General features: G+C 61.8%; 19 protein-coding genes and 1 tRNA gene. 11 read left to right on the plus strand and 9 right to left on the minus strand.

Annotated elements, in window-relative coordinates; genetic code table 11:
- Positions 1–53: 53 nt before the first annotated feature.
- Positions 54–587, plus strand: a complete 534-nt coding sequence (gene def / locus BUS42_RS04150) for a peptide deformylase (RefSeq protein ID WP_074305506.1) — start codon at positions 54–56, stop codon at positions 585–587.
- A gap of 29 nt (positions 588–616) precedes the next feature.
- Here the strand turns inward: def and BUS42_RS04155 are convergent, their stop codons facing one another.
- Positions 617–1,321: a hypothetical protein gene (locus BUS42_RS04155; protein ID WP_074305508.1), complete on the minus strand. Its 705-nt coding sequence runs from the start codon at positions 1,319–1,321 to the stop codon at positions 617–619.
- Positions 1,322–1,990: 669 nt separating this feature from the next.
- Here BUS42_RS04155 and BUS42_RS04160 point away from each other — a divergent pair.
- Entirely contained in the window at positions 1,991–2,584 is a 594-nt protein-coding gene (locus BUS42_RS04160) for a hypothetical protein (RefSeq protein WP_143206239.1), read from the plus strand.
- Positions 2,585–2,933: 349 nt separating this feature from the next.
- On the opposite strand, the gene BUS42_RS04165 is transcribed toward BUS42_RS04160, so the two are convergent.
- From BUS42_RS04165 to BUS42_RS04185, 4 genes are all read right to left on the minus strand, one after another.
- Entirely contained in the window at positions 2,934–3,119 is a 186-nt protein-coding gene (locus BUS42_RS04165) for a GYF domain-containing protein (RefSeq protein ID WP_074305511.1), read from the minus strand.
- Positions 3,120–3,207: 88 nt separating this feature from the next.
- Complete coding sequence (locus BUS42_RS04170; protein WP_074305512.1) at positions 3,208–3,723, minus strand: DUF1569 domain-containing protein; 516 nt, start codon at positions 3,721–3,723, stop codon at positions 3,208–3,210.
- 639 nt (positions 3,724–4,362) lie between these two features.
- Positions 4,363–4,449: transfer RNA gene (locus tag BUS42_RS04180), tRNA-Ser, on the minus strand.
- Positions 4,450–5,157: 708 nt separating this feature from the next.
- Positions 5,158–5,484, minus strand: a complete 327-nt coding sequence (locus BUS42_RS04185) for a thioredoxin family protein (RefSeq protein ID WP_254053293.1) — start codon at positions 5,482–5,484, stop codon at positions 5,158–5,160.
- Positions 5,485–5,717: 233 nt separating this feature from the next.
- Here BUS42_RS04185 and BUS42_RS04190 point away from each other — a divergent pair, with 233 nt between their 5' ends.
- Together BUS42_RS04190 and BUS42_RS04195 are read left to right on the plus strand one after the other, a co-directional pair.
- A complete protein-coding gene (locus BUS42_RS04190) occupies positions 5,718–6,320 on the plus strand; it encodes a sigma-70 family RNA polymerase sigma factor (protein WP_074305518.1) in 603 nt (200 codons plus the stop codon).
- A gap of 11 nt (positions 6,321–6,331) precedes the next feature.
- Complete coding sequence (locus BUS42_RS04195; protein ID WP_074305520.1) at positions 6,332–7,390, plus strand: serine/threonine-protein kinase; 1,059 nt, start codon at positions 6,332–6,334, stop codon at positions 7,388–7,390.
- A gap of 366 nt (positions 7,391–7,756) precedes the next feature.
- Here BUS42_RS04195 and BUS42_RS04200 read toward each other — a convergent pair whose 3' ends face one another.
- The 3 genes from BUS42_RS04200 to BUS42_RS04210 form a co-directional block, all read right to left on the minus strand.
- Entirely contained in the window at positions 7,757–8,119 is a 363-nt protein-coding gene (locus BUS42_RS04200) for a hypothetical protein (protein WP_254053719.1), read from the minus strand.
- Positions 8,120–8,697: 578 nt separating this feature from the next.
- On the minus strand, positions 8,698–9,762 hold the full coding sequence (locus BUS42_RS04205; RefSeq protein ID WP_074305523.1) for a DUF1559 domain-containing protein: 1,065 nt from the start codon (positions 9,760–9,762) through the stop codon (positions 8,698–8,700).
- Positions 9,763–9,950: 188 nt separating this feature from the next.
- The gene (locus tag BUS42_RS04210; protein ID WP_074305526.1) at positions 9,951–10,157 is read right to left on the minus strand and encodes a hypothetical protein; all 207 of its coding nucleotides are present in this window, start codon (positions 10,155–10,157) and stop codon (positions 9,951–9,953) included.
- A gap of 469 nt (positions 10,158–10,626) precedes the next feature.
- Here BUS42_RS04210 and BUS42_RS04215 point away from each other — a divergent pair, with 469 nt between their 5' ends.
- On the plus strand, positions 10,627–11,466 hold the full coding sequence (locus BUS42_RS04215) for a hypothetical protein (protein WP_074305528.1): 840 nt from the start codon (positions 10,627–10,629) through the stop codon (positions 11,464–11,466).
- 136 nt (positions 11,467–11,602) lie between these two features.
- Here the strand turns inward: BUS42_RS04215 and BUS42_RS04220 are convergent, their stop codons facing one another.
- Complete coding sequence (locus BUS42_RS04220) at positions 11,603–12,223, minus strand: 2-oxo acid dehydrogenase subunit E2 (protein WP_254053294.1); 621 nt, start codon at positions 12,221–12,223, stop codon at positions 11,603–11,605.
- Positions 12,224–12,778: 555 nt separating this feature from the next.
- On the opposite strand from BUS42_RS04220, the gene BUS42_RS04225 reads away from it, so the two are divergent.
- The 6 genes from BUS42_RS04225 to BUS42_RS04250 all read left to right on the plus strand — a co-directional run bounded on the left by BUS42_RS04225 (position 12,779) and on the right by BUS42_RS04250 (position 18,605).
- On the plus strand, positions 12,779–13,579 hold the full coding sequence (locus BUS42_RS04225; protein WP_074305531.1) for a 2-phosphosulfolactate phosphatase: 801 nt from the start codon (positions 12,779–12,781) through the stop codon (positions 13,577–13,579).
- A gap of 143 nt (positions 13,580–13,722) precedes the next feature.
- On the plus strand, positions 13,723–15,378 hold the full coding sequence (locus BUS42_RS04230) for a glycine--tRNA ligase (RefSeq protein WP_074310671.1): 1,656 nt from the start codon (positions 13,723–13,725) through the stop codon (positions 15,376–15,378).
- The gene (locus BUS42_RS04235; RefSeq protein ID WP_074305532.1) at positions 15,375–16,217 is read left to right on the plus strand and encodes a sugar phosphate isomerase/epimerase family protein; all 843 of its coding nucleotides are present in this window, start codon (positions 15,375–15,377) and stop codon (positions 16,215–16,217) included. The genes BUS42_RS04230 and BUS42_RS04235 overlap by 4 nt, the downstream gene beginning before the upstream one ends.
- Before the next feature lie 2 nt (positions 16,218–16,219).
- Entirely contained in the window at positions 16,220–16,753 is a 534-nt protein-coding gene (locus BUS42_RS04240) for a hypothetical protein (protein WP_074305534.1), read from the plus strand.
- Between the two features lie 291 nt (positions 16,754–17,044).
- Positions 17,045–17,680, plus strand: coding sequence for an RNA polymerase sigma factor (locus BUS42_RS04245; RefSeq protein WP_074305536.1), 636 nt, complete (start codon positions 17,045–17,047; stop codon positions 17,678–17,680).
- 4 nt (positions 17,681–17,684) lie between these two features.
- Positions 17,685–18,605 (plus strand): DUF445 domain-containing protein, encoded by a 921-nt coding sequence (locus BUS42_RS04250; RefSeq protein ID WP_074305537.1) that lies wholly within the window; start codon positions 17,685–17,687, stop codon positions 18,603–18,605.
- Positions 18,606–18,625 lie beyond the last annotated feature (20 nt).

The following is an 18,625-nucleotide window of genomic DNA, read 5'->3' on the forward strand; positions in this document are numbered from 1 at the left end:
CGCGTCCGACGCACCGAACCGATCCCCATGCGCTGTTCGGAGCACTCTTCTCAATGTCGATTCTTCGTCAGATCGCCCAACTCGGTCACCCGGTTCTGTGGTCGTCCGCCGCGCCGATCGAATTCCCGCTCACGCCCGATTTGCGGGTCCTCGCCGAGGATATGCTCGCGACACTCCGGGAAGCCAACGGTGTCGGAATCGCCGCGCCTCAAGTCTATGAACCACTGGCGATCTTCATCGTCGCGTCGCGTCCCAACCCGCGCTATCCCGATGCCCCGGTCATGGAGCCGGAGATCGTCATCAACCCCGAGATCGTCGGACGATCGGAGGAGCTGGTCAAGGGCTGGGAAGGCTGCCTGAGTATCCCCGGGATTCGCGGTTTCGTGCCACGGCACCGATGGATCAGGACCCGCTACCGAACGCTCGAAGGCAACGAGGTCGAACGCGAGTTTAGCGAATTCGTCGCTCGCGTTTTCCAGCATGAGGACGACCACCTCCACGGGATCGTCTTCTTGGACCGCCTCGAGAGCATGCGCGACGTCGTCGCCGAGAGCGAATATCAAAAGCAGGTTGTGGGCCGGGGCTGAGTCCACGAGGGCTCGAAATAGCGACTGTGTCAGGATTGTCCGGGCGGCTTTTGAGCGATCCCCGCCGCCACGATCCGAGCGATGACGATGGCGAGATAGACTTGCGCTGTGAACGCTTCCAGGTTGGCCGCCATGATGGCCAAGCCCGTCGATGGGGCCAGATCGCCAAAGCCCGTCGAGGTCAGGGTCGAGTCGCTCAAGATCAGCAGACGCGCGAACCCGTCGCGACGTGTAAAGTTGTCAGTCCATACGATCGTGGACCCCTGATGCGACTGGAACGAGCCAGGCAGGGAGATCTCGAGGAACATGAACAGGTAGGTCCAGATCAGGCCCAGGAGCAAGTACACGCAAAGGGCCGCTTGCATGGTTTCCAAGCTCACTTGATCACTTTCAAGGACGACTTCGATTACCGAAAAGGTGACGTAGGTCAGAGTGACCAGCCAGATGGCGACTTGCAGGAAGAGGAGCCACCGGGCTTCATCAATGCTGCTCAGCCGGCCGACCAGGATGTCGAGACCTGTCAAAGTTGAGCCCAGGACCAACGACCGCCTGCCGGGGCGGGACGCGTAGAGGATGGCTACGAGGAGGCCACTCGTGAGGATCGCGAGCACGAGTGTCCAGGTTCGATTCTCGACGATCAAAGGCGCCGAGAACTTTAAAGCGATGAGGGCGAGCAACAAGTAACCAAACTTTCCGCCGGCCGCCTGCAAAAGCTTTGATTTCGTACGGACCATTCCGACCCCCCTCGCGTCAGTTCCATCGTTCCGGTGCTTTGGACCCGGCGAGCCGGGCCAAGAAGTAAATCGTCTTGGCGTGATTTGGGGGGGCCTGGCCTCCCGCTTCGCTCGATACTGCTGCGGAGCCGTTGGAGAGACGAATGGGATGTGGATCTCACTCGCGGCTCCCTGGGTTGTCATGTCAACCGAGCGGACATGAACGCTGGAGATTCTACCGACCCGTCGAGTACAGAGACACCTCTCGACCGAGTGAGAATCGTTTCGCCGGTTCCTCGTCGGTGATTGGGGTGTCGTTGCCTTGCTGGGTGGGTCCGCCCTCCCTTTGTTCGAGGCGAGGGCCGGTGGGATGCCGATGACTTTCGGACCTCGGGCGGATAGAGTCAGGGCGTGGGGGATTCCTCGCAAGGGCTCAGGGAACAAGGAGATACCGCCCGTTCACGCTTGCGGGCTTCGTGACTCGGGTTGCCGCTCTGACCGACGAGTCTCCCGGCTTTCACTTTTCCCTCGATCTTGGCACACTGCTTGGCGATTTGGCTTCGAGGCGAATGCCGTCATTTGATCGCTGAGCGTCTTGGGCCTTGCTCTTGTCGAATCCGTAAGATTTGACATGATTGCGAGGATCATTTTCTGGGATTACGGCTCTCGCAATCGACCAAGGAGGTAAAGATGCGACGTCCAACGATGTTGGCGGCGTTCCTGGGATTGGGGCTGGTGGGCGGAATCGCGGTTATGGCCCAGAGACCCGCCGTAAGGCACGTGAGTCCCCCCATGGCGATCGCCTCGGCACCCGTCGCTCTACCGGCAGAACTCCAACCGGCACGGACGTCTGCGCCGCTCCCGCTGCCGGAAATTGAGCCGGCTCCGGCGTTCCTCACAGCGGAGCAGACGCTACCACAACCCCAGGGAGATCTGGCCCAAGCGACTGAGCCTGCTCCGAGCGAAAGGAAAGCGGACGACCCGATGGACGCCCTGAAAGCGTTCCATGAGCAGAGTCGTAAGAAGGCTCAAGACCAAATCAAGTCGCTGACCGAAGAGGCCGAGGCGTTGCGCTCGCGACTCCAAAGAGTTGAGGCCGCGCTCGAGGGCTGGAAGGCGGTCGGCGTCGCGTTGGAGCAGGAGCCGGGCGAGCGGCCCGTCCCGTCCGTCCGAAAAGGTTTCTGGAAGAGCGAGGAGGAAATCCCGACGGACCTGACCCCCGCGCCGATCGAGCAAGCCCCGGTGGCCAGTCCTAACCCGGTCGAGTCCAGTCCCGCCAAATAGGTCCTGGTTCTCCTCCGCATGATCGGGGACGCAGTCGTCGTCGCGATTACCGGGGGAGACGTTCACGCCGGGATCAGTGAAAGAGAGCCATGACGCAAGAATGCTTACCGTGTTCGTGGCACGCGGCTCTTGCGCTGCGAGACCGGTGGCCGTTGAGTCGGAGGTAAGCCAGCCGAGGGGAGACCGCGGGGCTTGAACATGCTCAAGCCCGTTGCGATCATTCATGTGGTGAAATAGCAAAAGTGGCCGCGTGACGCGTGCGAATGGCGGAAAACTGTCGAAGCTTGTCGTGGCATCAAGCGGTGGGAAGGTGCGAAAACGAATGAGTTGGAGGGCGCGTGCCTCGGTCTCAGAGGGACGTACGGGGGAACAACGCTTTCAGTTTCCCGGCCTTCACGGTCTTGTCCACTCCCTCTTTGCGGATCATATCGCTGGCGAGGACGCCGCCCGTTGAGGCGAGTTCCTTGAGTTTCTGGGACGTGAAGGGACCAAAGCTCTTCGCACCGACTCGGGAGATGAACCATTGGGAAGCCATTGAGAACTCCTGCGCCTCAGAAATTGATGGTATCCTGAAAGACCATAAATCAACATACCAAAGGTCTTGACTTTTTTCAAGGGCCTGGTCATTTCTCGCCGATCGGATCCAAGGTCTCCAGCGGTTGGTTCGGCTTTCGCACCAGCTTTGCCGCCTTGGGAATGGTGTTTAAGACGTAGCTGAGATGATGGGCGCAATGCATGCAGTGAAACCGGGTCCATTCGCCACGACGGAGCGGCCCGAGCCTGGGATGGGACGGGAACGGGCCATTGCTCGAGGAGAATCGCTGGATCGCGACACGGAGCGTTTCCGCCTCGGTGGAGGCGACGAGGTTGCGGGGCGGCACCAGAGTCGGGTGAGCGGCGTGCTGCCCCTCGGGAAAGCGGCCCGATCGGAAGAAGCGGCGGTAGGCGATCCCTTGCAGTCGGGTCGGCTCCGAGGTGTCCGGTTCCCCCTCCATCGTGAGGTCGATTCCCGCCCGAAGGTGATGGAGGATTTGTCCGAGTGACCACCGGCCGACCGTGGTATGGCCTTCGAGGAGGTGTTCCACGTCGGGCATGATGTCGTCGAGGCGGGCGAAGCTCAGGTCTCGTCGTTCGGACATTCAGTACGCTCCTTTGCTTCGGACAAGTCGACACGAACGGGGTCGACACGGGCCCACGCTGAGATTCCGTGGGCTGTGCGCCCCGTTGCCCTATGATACCGCAACTACGCCGGTGCGATCACCGACGCCTGGAGGGCACGTTGCCCTCGGGAAGGCCGTTAGGGAATCGAATCGCGATCTGCTACGTCGCGCTCCCGCCGCAGGAACGCGAACGGTTCGTGGGGCCAAGTCGTTTCGGCCCTGAATCGCGATTCCAGGGGCAACACGGCTCGGTCGGTGCGGATGAGGTCGTCGAGACCAAGCCATTTCGGGTCGACTTGAAGGAGTGGTCGGTGGAACCGCGAACCGAAGCGAGTGAGCCACGCCTTTGGGTCGATCCGACTTCCGGAGTCGCCACAGGCGGGAGAACTGGCGACCGAGCAGGGAGTGTGTCGTGAAATCAGGAACCCCTGAAATGCGATCCACCAAAAAGGAAATGACCTTCCCTCCCGAAAAAAAGACGGGAGGGAAGGTCGTCACAAGCGTCTCATGATGGCCACTAGGTCGCGTTCTCGAGCGATCAGACGTTTCCGTTCGAGGCTCGATCTGGCGTCGACGGTTCGGTTCAGAACCCCCGGGATTGCTGGGCCGTTACGTTAGCGGAGAGGGAGGGATTCGAACCCTCGGTACCTGTGACAGTACACAGCATTTCCAGTGCTGCACCTTCGGCCTCTCGGTCACCTCTCCGTCATCTGCGGAACCCCGAGCCCAGAGTCTTTTGTCAGAACTTGGTTCTGACAAACCCTCGCAGGCGATCGGTCTGCAAGCCAAACCCGAGGTGGTGCCTTTGGATTTGGTCCTTCAGCTCGTTGGGGTCCCCATCTTAACGGGAACTGCGATCCTCTTCCAGTCGGTTTCCCGGAACGAGGGTCGGATTCCTGGTTTGGAGGGGAGACGGTGCCGGTTCAACGCGAGTTCACGCGGGGTCGAAGGGGGAAAACCTCGCAGTGCTCGATCGCCGATACCCTAGGACCACAAAAGACTTATCGCGAAGGATCGGTCGCCTTCGAGACCCGGGAGCAGGGGGGGGCGAGGCGGAGCCGGGTGGGACCATGCCGACTTCGAGTCCACCCCGGTTGAGGCTCCGGGTCCGCCAGCGCCCCAACCGCTTTTGTTGGGAAGGACATTCCCTGGGATCGCGGGCGCCCTGCCCGCATCTTGATCCCCTACCGGATACTGAGGCCTATGCCGTCTAAAGAGTCTGTCGCGGAAGGCGAATCCCATCACAGGTTTTGATGATCTGCCGGGTGCCATGCGGTTCCGTACTCGGGACCCATGCGAGAATGCCTTGGTCTGGGGCGCACGGGTTCCGAGTACGGAACCCGTGGCACCCAAACATCCTTCATTTCTCGGCCCAGCCTGACCGACCGAGACAGACTCTAAGCTTATGTGAGGTCAGGATACCCCTGCCGATTCCAGCAGCTTGCGGTAGGCCGACTCGGGCCGGAGGCCGACCAGGCGGCCGACTTCCCGGCCGTCGCGGAACGCGACAACGGTGGGGACGGCCGAGATCACCAGGCTGCCCGCCAGCTCCTGATTGGCTCCGGCATCGATCTTGAACACGCGGGCCCGACCGTCGTAGTCGGTGGCCAGGCGGTCGATGACCGGGGCGAGCTGGCGGCAAGGGCCGCAGTATTCGCCGTAGACGTCCAGCAGCACGGGCAAGGGAGAACCGAGGATTTCGGGTTCGTACTCGGATTGGTTGATTTCTTGGGTCATCATCCACGTCCTTTTGTCATGATTTGTTGTTGGCGAGCGGTCGAGCCGACCCTTCGCGACTGAGAAAAGAGGATCGCCGCTCACTCCTGAAGAGAATGCGAGAGCCGACGATGTGAGTGGACAGGAGCCTGGGGGAATTTTCCTCGGTCGTGAGGTGGGCTGGCCGGCTTGTTGCTCTCCGATAGAATGCAACGCAGTGGGTGAACGCGGCGGATCGAGGTGGGGGGCACCTGACGATGAGCCAGACCACCGAGGCAGGCGACCTTTTGAAGCGACTCCGGCTCGGTGACGACGCCGCTCGTGAATCGTTGATCGCCCTGGCTCAGAAACGGTTTGTGGCGCTCGCTCGCGCGATGCTCAGACGCTATCCTCATGTGGGACGTTGGGAGCAGACGGACGACTTGCTTCAGGCGGCGCTCTTGCGGCTCCACCGCAGCCTCGCCGAGGTCCGACCCGAGGGGGTGGCTCACTTCGATCATCTCGCCGCGTCCCAGATTCGTCGCGAATTGCTCGACCTCGCACGCCGCGATTTTGGGCCCGAGGGAGAAGGCGCCCATCACCACACGGATGGGGTCGACCCTGGTTCTCGGCTGGCCCGGATCGAGGGGGGAGCGGAGCGACCCGAGACGCTCGACGGCTGGGCGGCCTTTCACGAAGCGGTGAACCGGCTGCCCGAGCCGGAACGGCAGGTTATGGATCGGGTCTGGTATCAGGGCATGAGCCACGCTCAGGCCGCCGCTGCGCTTGGGGTGGCGACCAAAACGGTACAACGGCGGTGGGCCTCCGCGCGGCTCCTGATTCGCGATGCCCTTCAGAGTGAATCTCCCGATGCGGAATGAGGGACAAGACGATGGAAACCGACCGGGAGAAAATCCTCGACCTGATCGTGCGCTGGGAGGAGGCCAAGGCCCAGGGCGATGCCCCCGCGCTCGATGAAGTGTGTCGCGATTGCCCGCAACTCCTCACCGGGTTCCGCCGGGAGGTTGCGAAACTCGAGCAGGTGGATTGGCTGAACGGTGTCATCGAGACCGGAACCCCGATCTCGGTCTCGGAGTCCGGAGCCGGAACTTTGTCCGCCCCCGACGACTCCAGTCTGCCGCGATTGCTGGCCGACCGCTATCGGCTCGACTCCTTGGTGGGGGAGGGGGGCTTCGGGCGGGTCTACCGGGGGTTCGATACCTGGCTCGAACGCCTTGTCGCCGTGAAAATCCCGAGAGTGGACCGGCCTGTCAGTTCGGGGGAGGTGGACCAGTGCCGGATCGAAGCACGCAAAGTCGCACAGCTTCGGCACCCGAACCTGGTTCCGGTGCATGACGTCGGCCGCGACGGGGCTTCGTGCTTCATTGTCGGCGACTGGATCGAGGGGACCAACCTTGCGCTCTGGATCAAGAAGACGGCCCACCCGGACCACGAGGTGTCGGCCCGAATCGTGGCCGACGTGGCCGACGCCCTCGACCATGCGCATCGCGCGGGGTTCGTCCATCGCGACATCAAGCCGGCGAATATCTTGATCGACCTGCAAGGCAAGGCGTATCTGACCGACTTCGGGATCGCCGTCCTTGAGGAGGATCTCCAAAAGCACCAGGGCGGTGTCGGTACGCTCCCCTACATGGCCCCCGAGCAACTGACCGAAGCGTTAGGACCGATCGATCACCGGGCGGATCTCTACGGCCTCGGTGTGGTCTTGTTCGAGCTGCTGACCGGTCGCCGTCCGTTCGCGGCCGGCACCGCGATCGAGCTGCGCGAGCAGATCATCCGTCAAGCTCCCCCATCACTTCGGGCGATCGACGAGTCTGTTTCGGAGCGATTGGAGCAGGTCTGTCTGCGTGCACTTGCCAAGCGAGCCGACGACCGCTATCCCCGGGCCGACCTTCTGGCGGCGGAGCTTCGAGCCGCCCTTGGGGCTTGAATCCGTCTTTCCGAGGGAAGACCCCCGGCGTGTGTCCTGATCGGCCGGCCGATTCCCAGCGGGCTGGCGAGAGATCGTTGCTTCAAGAGTCGCCCGGCCGGCCCGGCCGGAATCCTTTCCATCGGGCCGCCCATGGCAGCATTGTGACGGGCCACTCACTCAAGAACAGGCCGGGAATCAGTTCCTCGGGGGGCCGGGACAACTTGTTGTGTGGTTGGTGTAGCCACAAGAGCTCCGGGACACGACCAAGGCATCGATCGAACGGCCTGAGCGAGCGGAACGCCACTTGTCGCTCCGCGACCACGGACAACAAAGTTGTCCGGGTCATCCAGTTCATGAACCGGGAGGTGATTCCCGGCTGATTCCTCAGTCCGTTTTGTTGTCGTCTTTCGCTTTCGACGACTTGGCGGAAGCCTTGGCTTTGGCTGCGTCCGCCGCCGAGCGGCGACGGCTTTCGAGCGATTTCTTCTGCGCATCGTCCAGCAAAGTTTCACACTCATCAACCATCTTGGTGTTTGCTTCAGCAAGTTCTTTTTTGAGTTCTTCAATTCTCGATTGGTGCTTCGCCACGACCTGATAGATCGAGTCCTTCTGCTCACGCGAGAGGCCGATTTGTCCAAAATAAGGGGGAACTCGGCGCATCGATGCGGTGGTAGGCTTGGTCGCGGGGGCTTCGGTCTTCGAGGTCGAGGTCGAGGGAGACGCCTCTTGTGCCGTTGCCGGGATCATGCCCAAGAATAAGATCGAGACGACGCTCAGTCCAACCGTGACCAATCGAGACGATAAGATCATCGCTTGTCCCCCTTTTCGTGATGGTAACAGAAATCGAACGTGAGAACGTTTTGAACTTACGCCGTGTGTGGCAGTTTGTCCAGTGGTAATTTTTTCACGTGTCGTGAGTTCAACGTCTGTTGGTGTTGACGGTCTCAAGTGGAGATTGCTTCACCTCCGCACCAAGGCTGTCGGGGGAGCCTTCCGTGAATCAGCCCGTTCGAATGGGTTCGAGCCGGCGCGATGCGATATCCGTCGCAATCACGCGTTTCAAGCGGTTGGTTGACGTTGGGGATCGACCGAATGGGGTCAAGCGCGAGTCGCTACGGTCAGCGTCGGCTTGGGATGGGGGAAGCGACTTGCAGACCCTCGGAACCCCGCAAGGATCGCGAGCGACCGACGGGAATCATGAGGAGAGAGGGGGGGCGTTGGCCTGTGGGGCAGGAGGTGGATGAGTCTTTCGGCGGATCTTCGACCGCTAAAGAAAAGAAAGGGAGAAGCCCGGTCCAGGCTTCTCCCTTTCGCGAAGCCTTGGCTCAGTAAGCGTCGGCGGAGATGACCTCGCCGTTCGCCTTGGTGCCGAGGGCCCACCAGGTTTGCCAGGCGACCGAATTCTTGATGAATTTGACGGAGCCATCGGCCATGGCCGTGTTCACGCCGCCGGAGTGGGCGCTCGTTGCCAGGTTATAGTGGGCATGCTGGGCCTGGGCACAGCAGTCCGTGCGACATGCCACCCACTTCGCCCCGTTCGGGGGGATGACGGTGTTGAACATCGAGTAGCCCAATGCACCGATGCCCCAGCTGGAGCCGCGGGAGTTTCTGTTGCCCCCTACCGGTCCGGATTGGAAGTCTGTGTCGCAGGAGGCCATGTCGGTCTTGATCTGAGTGAGCATTCCCGTGATGTCAATCTGACCACTCGCGAGTTGACTGCTCCCCTGGGCTGCGTTGCCCTCTCGGCCTGGCCCCGGGATCGGGTTGCCGACCAGGGATTCGGAGTAAGCGATCGTGTTCGAAGTTCCGTCCTTGACCTCCGCGATTGAGGTGGAGGACTGGTTGCCGAACATCCCCGTGGTGGACTTGAGATTGGAGTTACAGCAGTTGATCGTGGTTGTGCCCTGGCTCGCCCCGTAGCTGTTGTAGTTGACCTTTCCCGCATTGCCGTCGGAGGGGCAGAGGAAGGACGCAATCTTCGCATTGAACGCGGTGGAATTAATGTTGCCACCTTCGGTCCCCGGTCGCGGGGCGAAGTTGTAGTTGATGGCGGAATAGATCGCCTGCTGTTCCATGTATGGCAGGAGCGCGGCCTGGGCACTCCAGGCGTCCCAGGTGGGGCCGGGATTGCCGTTGGCGTCGCCATAGGTGAATGATTGCGGGGAGCTGGACGGGTTGAGCGACCCTCCCATGGGGAAGGCGTTCAGTGACGAATGGTAGTTATGGAGTGCCAGGCCGATCTGCTTCAGGTTGTTGATGCACTGCGACCGGCGCGCGGCCTCGCGGGCCGCTTGAACGGCCGGCAGCAGGAGTGCGATGAGCACAGCGATGATTGCAATGACAACCAGGAGTTCGATGAGCGTGAACCCGCGTCTCAAGGTACCTCTCATACACGGCCTCCCATCATTCGACAGATTTTTGAATCACAGGGAAAAAACGCAGTCCTCACACGAGGACCGAATTAAGGACGATCGAACCACTTGTCGCCGTGGAATGTTGCTCGCGTTGAGGTCATCGACCGAGCCACGGGGGAGGAATCGAGGAAGTCATCCCAACACGATTGCCGCGAGTATGATCCCTATTTTCGCTTTGGCTTGCCTTGGGTCTTCATGAAATCGATCTGAGCCTGGTCCCCGGCCTTTTGTGCGGCCGGATACTCGGTTTGTGGCGCGGTTTTCTCCGCGCTGTCTCCGCAGCCCGACAAGCTGGCCGAAGCCGCGGCGACCAGCATCATCACCAGGGTCAACACGCTCCATCGAGCCATGTTTGAATGCAGCTTCACCATGACAGCCTACTCCGATTTTTTTCGTTGTACGATTGGGAGAATTTCACCAGGGGGGATGGAACTTGAAGCTACTTAAAGGGTGACCGGATTGCAATGATACGGTTCATAACGCTACGAGCGATTATCGGTGTTCTGATTTGAGTCCATGCGTAAAGTGCCGCGAATTGAGCCGGAGTTCGCTCGCGGGAATCCCGTGTTTGTCGGATTGAAGTCTTTGGGCGTGATGGTGAGCGATCGCTCAGGATTGCGCAGAAGGAAATGCCGGGCCGAACGAATCACTCTTCTGGAATCGAAACGGGTTTCGGTCGAGTCTCGATACCGATCCCCTTGGGGTTGGGGACTTTACCGTGGGCTGTCCGGGCGTTACGATGCCCTCAGCCGAACGCATTGACGTTGGGGCGAACCACGCGGCGAGTGACCGTAGGGAGCTTTGTTCGTTCGCGACGTCCGGTTCTGGAGATCTTCCCACATGGCCTCGGACCCGAAAGCGGCATCCACGCCCCCCAACACGGTGGTCAAGCATCGTGACCAGGGGATACGAATTTTCACTTACCCGAAACTTATTTTCATCTTCCCGACCATGATCGTGGCCTTGATCTGCGCGATCGGGATGAAGTTGGTCGGGGACCAGACCACCGACCCGATCAAGGTCGAGAAAGCGGAAGTGGCGGCCAAAGAGGCCGCGGGAGAGTCGGTGGCGGTTCCGGCCCCCGTGACGTTGAAGCACGAACGGTTCATGACCTCGCAGAACTTGCTGGGGGTTCTCTTCCTGGGGGTCTTCGCCTTCAACCTGGTGATCATGGCGATCGACTTCCCGCGATTCACGGTCGTTGCGATCGTGCTCTTGGTCCTACTCGGGCTCTTCTTCTTACTCTGGATCGCCGCCTACTTTGATGCCGACCTGCTCAAACCGGCTCGGGTCCTGGTGGGCGGAATCTACGTGGTCGCGAACTCCGGCTTCTATTTCATGGTCGCCGCGATCCTCGCGATCAACTTCGCGATCATCTACGTGACGCGCTACCTGGACTACTGGGAAATCTTGCCCAACGAAATCCTGCATCACCACGGTCCGCTCAGCGACCTGGAGCGCTATCCGACGTTGAACCTTAAGTTCGACAAAGAGATTCCCGACATCTTCGAGTTTCTCTTCTTGGGGGCGGGCAAGCTCGTCCTGCACGTGACCGAGGAACGCAAAGCGATCGTGATGGAAAACGTGCTCTTCATCAACGCGAAAGAGGAAGGGCTCAAGCGGATGATGAGCCGGCTCGAGGTGCGCGTCACGACCGACCAGGAAGTGGCCCAGCCCTGAGCGGAATCGAGTGCGGTGCAACGGCGGCCATCCGGCTTGAGGTCGGATGGTCGGATCGGGTCGGGAATGAAAAAACCCGGCTCCCGCAAGGGAGCCGGGTCAATGCGATCCGGATTTGAGAGTGGTGGAACTCGCGCTAAATCGCGTGGCCGGGAGGCGAGCAATCCTCGCGCGGTCGGATTTCGGCCGGGGTGTCGATCTCCCCTGGCCGATGCAGTTTCAAGGAGATCGGCGCGGGAATGGCGGACGACGAAGGCGGTTGGACCCGTTCAGGAAAGGGCCCGTCACGCAATTCGTCGAGGATCGCGCCTTGCAGGGTCTCATCGATATCGCGGAGGCGACGAGCGACATAGGCGCCGTCGAGCACGCGGTGATCGTAGATCAGCTTTACCACGACGTCGCCGGTTGCCGAAATCGGCCCGAACGTCAGCGTGGTCGTCAGCGGCGAAATGGGATGGAGCGATTCCGCCCCCAGAGCGCCGTAGCTCGTGAGGCCGAAGGTGCCAAACCGTTTGGCCCGCTTGAACCCTGAAACATTCAGGGTGCTCCACCAGAAGAGGCGTCGAATCGGCCGGGGCACTCGGCTGAACGCGAGGGCTCGGCGATAGACACCGACTCGTTCGAGTGGCTGATTCTTGTAGAACCGCAGGGCTTCCTGAAGCTGGCAGATCGACTGCTGCTCAGGGGCCCGGAACAGTCCCACGAAGACGCCGTCGTCCCCTTGGAACGAGCGCTCGATGGCGAGCGCGCAGTTCATCCAGGGATGTTCGTAAATTCGTGGCCATGGAAATTCCAGCAACGCCCGCCGCAACGGCGGGTGCTGCACCCCGACCAACGCGTACGCTTTCATGAACAAGAGTGCCCACGAAGGTCGCGACGGGTGGTGCTCGCGTGGCTCCATCAACGCCGAAACGTTGACAACTCGACTAACGGGTGTCGATGGAACCTGACGCGCGAAATGCACCAGATCGATAATAAATCGTCTGGGCCCGCTAAGTGGGAGAATCCTTCCCTTCGGCTCGTGCATCCATGCACCTCGCCCAGGCTGAATCGGCTGCCTCGATCCCTTGCGCGACCCGTGATGGGAAATCGAGTCGCCTAGAGGGCCGAAGACTACCGAAAAGGGTCGTCCTTGGGAAGGCGAACGTTAGCGATTGTGCGCCACGGAATCGAACCGGCTCGAGGCTGTCCTGTCCACGCCCTCACGCTACAGTAAGGAGGTCTCCACAACGAGGCGGGTGGCATGCCATAATCGTAGCGGGTTTCCGAACGCGCGAATTCAAAAGGGACTCGCTAAAGAGGATCTTCGTCCATGCCCGAGACCGAGCAGCCCGAAGTCTTCGTCCATTTTTTACCGAGCCTGATCTCGCCCGGTGCCTTGAAGGGAGGGGTGGCGGTGGTGGTGGACGTGCTCCGGGCGACCACCGCCATGGTTCATGCCCTGGCGGCCGGCTGCGCGGCGGTGATCCCCTGCGGTGAGATCGACGAGGCCCGCCGCGTCGCCGCCGGGTTCCCGGCCGGCACCGCGCTGCTCGCGGGGGAGCGGGAAGGGCTGCCGATCGACGGTTTCGACCTCGGCAACTCTCCGAGCGCGTTCACCCCCGCGATCTGTCGGGGCAAGACGCTGGTGATGACCACGACCAATGGCACCCGCGCGATCCTCGCGAGCCTGGAGGCCGAGCGAGTCTTGATCGGCTCGTTCCCGAACTTCGCCGCGACCGTTCAGGCGTTGCACCTGGAGACGCGCGACGTCCATGTGGTCTGCTCGGGGACCGATGGGTGCATCAGCTTCGAGGACAGCCTGCTCGCCGGCGCCTTCGCGCAACATCTCAAGGATATGGGGGCGATCCTCCGGAATGACGAGGCCGAGATCGCCGCGGGGGCCTGGTCGAAAATCCACAACTCGCTCTGGTTCAAGAGCGGTGACTCCGACGCGGAGAGTAACCCGCTGGTTCGTTACCTGAGGCGAGGCCGAGGCGGGCGCCGCGTCCTGGAGCTTGGCCTGGCGGCCGACATCGACGATGCAGCCCATCTGAATCGCTCCGGGCACCAGGTGACCGCCGAGCTGCTCCGCGACCCGCTCCGGATTGTGGCGGCCCATCAAGGCCCTTGACGAGCACGAACGGATCGGGCCGGGCCTCACGGACGGTGACCAGGAAGGGGCCGGCTGGCACCCGATTTCCCAACCGACGGAATGAAAGATTGATCGGTGGACCCGCATCGGGTTTCCGCCGCGACATTGAGGACGACGACGCGATGGACATGGACAAGCTGGTTTCGCTCTGTAAACGCCGGGGATTTATCTTTCCCTCGAGCGAGATCTACGGCGGGATCAATGGCTTCTGGGACTATGGACCCCTGGGCGTTGAGCTGAAGCGGAACATCAAGGAAGCCTGGTGGCGCGACAACGTCCAGATGCGTGACGACATGGTCGGCCTCGACTGTTCGATCATCATGCATCCCAAGGTCTGGGAGGCCTCGGGACACGTCGGCGGCTTCAGCGACCCGATGGTCGACTGCCGCGAGTGCAAGGGACGGTTCCGCGCCGATCAGATGACGGCCCTGGTGTTCACCGATCGCTCCGGGCCCCAAGGCGCGACCAACCCGCGTCCGCTCGTCTTCAGCGCCATCGGCGAACGCGAGGACGTCGAGCGCGAGAACACCAAAGCGATCGAAAAGTTCAAAAAGTCGAATGCGGCTCAGGCGGAGTCGAGCGGCCCCGACGTCATCCGGCTCGACAACCTGGCGATTACCGACGAGCTCTATGCGCTCGTTCCCTGTCCGTCCTGCAAGGCGCGCGGCACCCTGACGCGACCCCGCTCCTTCAACCTGATGTTCGAGACCAACATCGGGGCGCTCGAAGACGCGTCGAGCAAAGCCTACCTGCGACCCGAAACGGCCCAGGGGATTTTTGCCAACTTCAAAAATGTGGTCGACACCGGACGCGTCAAGACGCCGTTCGGCATCGGGCAGATTGGCAAGAGCTTTCGGAACGAAATCAATCCCCGCAACTTCATCTTCCGGTCTCGGGAATTTGAGCAGATGGAGATTGAATTCTTCTGCCATCCCGAAGAGTCGGCGAAATGGTATCAGTACTGGCGCGATCAGCGGTTCCAGTGGTACGTCCGACACGGGCTCCGTAGCGACCGGCTTCGGCTCCGCGAGCACGACGCGAACGAGTTGGCGTTCTACTCCACCGGGACCGCGGACATCGAGTACAGCTTCCCGTTCGGCGTCAGCGAACTCGAGGGAATCGCCAATCGAGGGTCTTACGACCTGACGCAGCATCAGAAGTTCAGCGGCAAGGACCTGAGCTACTTCGATGAGGAGCGTTGGGAACGCGACAAGGCCGGCCTCGGCCTGACTTCGTTCAAGGAATATGTGAAGAAGCGCGAGGGGGAGGAGAAGCCGGGCTATCCCTACCAGTACATCCCTCACGTGATCGAACCGTCGGCGGGAGCGGATCGAGCCACCTTGGCCTTCCTCTGCGAAGCGTACAATGAGGATGAAGTGGGAGGGGAAGTTCGCAACGTCTTGAAGTTCCACCCCCGGTTCGCCCCGATCAAGGCGGCCGTTTTCCCGTTGGTCAAGAAGGACGGCATGCCCGAGAAGGCTGAGGCCATCTACCGCGACTTGCAGCGGCACTTCCCCGTCTTCTTTGACGAGAAGGGGGCGATCGGCCGGCGCTACCGTAGGCAGGATGAAGCGGGAACTCCGTTCGGCATCACGGTGGACGGGCAGACGCTCACCGACGACACGGTCACCTTCCGCGACCGCGACAGTTGCCGGCAGTGGCGCGTGCCCCTGGCGGGGGTCGTTCAGGCCGTTCGCGACTTGCTGGAAGGGGGACCGGTCCCCTCGGCCGATCGCCCCGCTGCCGCTGCTGCTGCTGAGGAGAGCGACGCGACATGAAACCCTGCATTAGCCAAGCGACCACCTTGAGCACGTCCTTCGAGGCCGACCTGAAGGCGTACGGGCGCTCCGGATGGACGGCCGTGGAACTCTGGTTGACGAAGCTGGAGAACTACTTGCTGAACCACTCGGTCGCCGAGGCCCGTGCGCTACTTGACAAGGAGCAGCTCGAGCCCGTGGCCGCGGCTTCGCAAGGGGGGCTGTTGCTGGCCCGCGGCCCGGAACGTGAAGTCCACTGGGACCACTTCCGGCGCCGGCTGGCCCTCCTCCAGGAGCTTCGCGTTCCCGTCCTGATCGTCGTGCCCGACTTCGTTCGCGAGATGGTCGCCGAGGATTACACCCGGGCGATCGAGTCGCTGATCGAGGCGAACGAGCTGGCGCGTGGCTTTGGGGTCCGACTGGCGCTCGAGTTCCAAAAAGGAGCGTCCTTCTGCGCCAGTCTGGACACGACGCTCGCCCTGATCGCGCAGTGCGGTTCCGAAGGCCTGGGGGTTTGCCTCGATCTCTTCCACTATTACACCGGCCCCAGTAAGTTCGAGGATCTGGCGTACCTGACCCTCGAGAACCTGGGCTGGGTGCAGGTCTCCGACCTGAGCGGAACCCCGCGCGAGCTCGCCGGCGACGGCGATCGGATCCTCCCCGGCGAAGGGGACTTCCAGATCGGGCCGATCCTCGAGCACCTGGGGCGGATCGGTTATACCGGTTACGTCTCGCTGGAAGTGCTCAACCCCCAACTCTGGCAGGTTCCGGCCGATCGGGTCGCCGACGCAGGATTCCAGGCACTCACGCGGGTGCTGGGGAGTTTGGGCCAGGAAGATTCCTCGCGGGGAGGGTCCTGAGCGTGGCCTTGGCGGCATTTCCACCCCCGGTCGTCGTCTATCGCGAGGAACAGAACTTCGACTGGCGAGTGTACGCCTTCATTGCCGTCGCCGAGGGACTGCTCTGGTTCGCCCTCTTTTGCTCATACGTGACCGGTCTCAATCCGGCCGTGCGCGACAACAATGCGTCACCTCAGCTTGCCGTGGGTTTCCTCGTCGGTCTGGTCTTGCCCGTCACCCTGGTGGTCGGCCTGCTTCGGATGACCACCGAAGTGTGTCCGACCGACCTTCGTGTCTGGTTTGGCTGGATCCCGACCTATCGCCGGATCGTCCCGATCGGCTCGATCCAAAAAATCGAGGTCGTGACCTACCGCCCCCTGGCCGACTACGGGGGGTGGGGGATCCGGCTTGGTCGTGATGGCGTTCGCGTCCTCAATGCGCGGGGCAACCTTGGCGTTCGAATCGATCTCGTGGATGGGACCAAGTTGTTGATCGGGAGCCAGCTCCCCGAAGAGCTTGCCCGCGCCTTGGAACGTGCCATGCAGCCGGGGGTTTGAGGGGGAACGGAAATTGCGATGAGAGGGGCGGACTTCGAGAAAGCGAACGCGACGCCTGCGACGACGACGAAATTTGAGGGTATGGTAATTTGCGAATCCGCCCTGTCGCGACGATTTTTCGCTCCGGTCCGCTCTCGCGAAGTGATGAACGGGTTGACACGATCAGAGTGGCGTTTAGACTAGATGCGACAACGTCTTGCGCGAGAAAGCTCCGGACGAAGTTGGTTCTGGAACCGCCCGAATGTTTTTTGAACCGCGAGTCCGAACCTTTCGGCGCGGCGGACCGTAACGATGATGAAGGCACCTGGTACTGAGACCGTGGAAGACCTCGCCCCCACTACGGACGAGGAGCTTCTCAGCCGATACCGCGAGACGGGGCAGGCCGGGGACTTCGACGCGCTCGTTCACCGTTATCAGAACGAACTCTACCGTTACCTGGTACGCTATCTGGGAGATTCGGCCTTGGCCGAGGACGTGTTCCAGAACACGTTTCTGCAGGTTCACCTAAAGAAATCGCTTTACGAAGATGGACGCCCCGTCCGTCCTTGGCTCTATGCAATCGCCACTCACCAAGCCGTTGATGCGTTGCGAAAGGTGGGCCGTCACCCGACGGTCAGCCTGGACCAACGCGTTGCGTCGAGCGAGAACGAAGCAGGGAGCCTGGTCGATCTGCTGGTGGGCGAAGACTCCGGACCGTTGGCGGAACTCCAGGGGCAGGAACGGGCGGAATGGGTCCGCCAGAGCGTCGCCCGTCTGCCCGACACGCTGCGGGAAACGCTGACCCTGGCCTACCACCAAGATCTGAAGTATCGCGAGATCGCGGAAATCCTCGATATCCCGGTTGGCACCGTCAAGTCCAGACTGCACGCCGCCCTCGCCAAGCTTCAACAGATGGCGAAGGCGGCGAATCGAGACGGAAGTAGCTAAACCTATGAACGCTTCAGACCAACTTGATTACGTGCTCGGCCAACTCGAGGGACCCACCCGCGAGCAGGCCGACGCCGAGGTGGCCGCCGACCCAAGGTTGGCGGAGGTGCTCGACCGCCTTGGCCGGGCGGTCCACCAACTGCTTGACGACGGGGAAACGATCAAGGTTCCAGATCACCTGCTGGTGCGTACCCGCGCCTTCGTTGACGAACGCCGGCGGCGTCGAACGATTCTCGACTTCGTACCCACCACCGTCCCGTTTCGCTGGGCGGACATTGCGGTCGCGGCCAGCATCTTCCTGGCCGGTCTGCTTACGCTTGTCCCCGCGATGCAGCGTTCCAAGGACCGGATGGCCCAGGCGGGTTGCGGATTCAATCTTCGACAACTCGGAATCAGCCTGGCTCAGTATGCCGGGCTTCATCACCAGTACCCGTATGGTCCCACCGACCAGCCGAACGCGGTCGCCGGGACGTATGCGGTGACCTTGCAACACTCTGGCCTGTTGCAGGACCTCACGACGCTCGACTGTCCGTGCAACGGGCGCTGTGAACAGGCCGCCCCCAAGCCCCATTCGCCTGAGTCGTATCGCCGGATGCTCGACAACGACTATGCCTACCACGTCGGCTATCGCAACCGGTCAGGTCGCCCTGGACCCGTCCTCGCCAGCCACTCCGCCCATGTTCCGCTTCTGGCCGATCAACCCGCTCACGAGGGGGGAGTGATTCTGGAGGGCAACAGCCCGAACCACGGTGGCCGTGGCCAGAACGTCCTCTTCTCCGACGGCCATATCACTTGGCACACGACGCGGCAGGTCAGCCCGCTCGACCTCGACATCTTCCTGAACGACGATCAACGCCCCGGACCCGGCGTGGACGCCGACGACGCGGCCCTCATTCCCAGCCTCTTCCCTTACACCGATCGGTGAGCGGGAAGAGAGGCGGGGCG

This window comes from Singulisphaera sp. GP187 (assembly GCF_900129635.1).
In the GTDB taxonomy this organism is placed as follows: domain Bacteria; phylum Planctomycetota; class Planctomycetia; order Isosphaerales; family Isosphaeraceae; genus Singulisphaera.

Excerpts from the sequence above, each read along its gene's own strand:
- def (WP_074305506.1), top strand. The coding sequence starts at position 54 with ATGTCGATTCTTCGTCAGATCGCCCAACTCGGTCACCCGGTTCTGTGG.
- BUS42_RS04160 (WP_143206239.1), top strand. The coding sequence starts at position 1,991 with ATGCGACGTCCAACGATGTTGGCGGCGTTCCTGGGATTGGGGCTGGTG.
- BUS42_RS04185 (WP_254053293.1), bottom strand. The coding sequence starts at position 5,484 with ATGATGACCCAAGAAATCAACCAATCCGAGTACGAACCCGAAATCCTC.
- BUS42_RS04200 (WP_254053719.1), bottom strand. The coding sequence starts at position 8,119 with ATGATCCCGGCAACGGCACAAGAGGCGTCTCCCTCGACCTCGACCTCG.
- BUS42_RS04155 (WP_074305508.1), bottom strand. The coding sequence starts at position 1,321 with ATGGTCCGTACGAAATCAAAGCTTTTGCAGGCGGCCGGCGGAAAGTTT.
- BUS42_RS04195 (WP_074305520.1), top strand. The coding sequence starts at position 6,332 with ATGGAAACCGACCGGGAGAAAATCCTCGACCTGATCGTGCGCTGGGAG.
- BUS42_RS04170 (WP_074305512.1), bottom strand. The coding sequence starts at position 3,723 with ATGTCCGAACGACGAGACCTGAGCTTCGCCCGCCTCGACGACATCATG.
- BUS42_RS04220 (WP_254053294.1), bottom strand. The coding sequence starts at position 12,223 with ATGAACTGCGCGCTCGCCATCGAGCGCTCGTTCCAAGGGGACGACGGC.
- BUS42_RS04245 (WP_074305536.1), top strand. The coding sequence starts at position 17,045 with ATGATGAAGGCACCTGGTACTGAGACCGTGGAAGACCTCGCCCCCACT.
- BUS42_RS04190 (WP_074305518.1), top strand. The coding sequence starts at position 5,718 with ATGAGCCAGACCACCGAGGCAGGCGACCTTTTGAAGCGACTCCGGCTC.
- BUS42_RS04165 (WP_074305511.1), bottom strand. The coding sequence starts at position 3,119 with ATGGCTTCCCAATGGTTCATCTCCCGAGTCGGTGCGAAGAGCTTTGGT.
- BUS42_RS04235 (WP_074305532.1), top strand. The coding sequence starts at position 15,375 with ATGAAACCCTGCATTAGCCAAGCGACCACCTTGAGCACGTCCTTCGAG.
- BUS42_RS04250 (WP_074305537.1), top strand. The coding sequence starts at position 17,685 with ATGAACGCTTCAGACCAACTTGATTACGTGCTCGGCCAACTCGAGGGA.
- BUS42_RS04230 (WP_074310671.1), top strand. The coding sequence starts at position 13,723 with ATGGACATGGACAAGCTGGTTTCGCTCTGTAAACGCCGGGGATTTATC.
- BUS42_RS04205 (WP_074305523.1), bottom strand. The coding sequence starts at position 9,762 with ATGAGAGGTACCTTGAGACGCGGGTTCACGCTCATCGAACTCCTGGTT.
- BUS42_RS04215 (WP_074305528.1), top strand. The coding sequence starts at position 10,627 with ATGGCCTCGGACCCGAAAGCGGCATCCACGCCCCCCAACACGGTGGTC.
- BUS42_RS04210 (WP_074305526.1), bottom strand. The coding sequence starts at position 10,157 with ATGGTGAAGCTGCATTCAAACATGGCTCGATGGAGCGTGTTGACCCTG.
- BUS42_RS04225 (WP_074305531.1), top strand. The coding sequence starts at position 12,779 with ATGCCCGAGACCGAGCAGCCCGAAGTCTTCGTCCATTTTTTACCGAGC.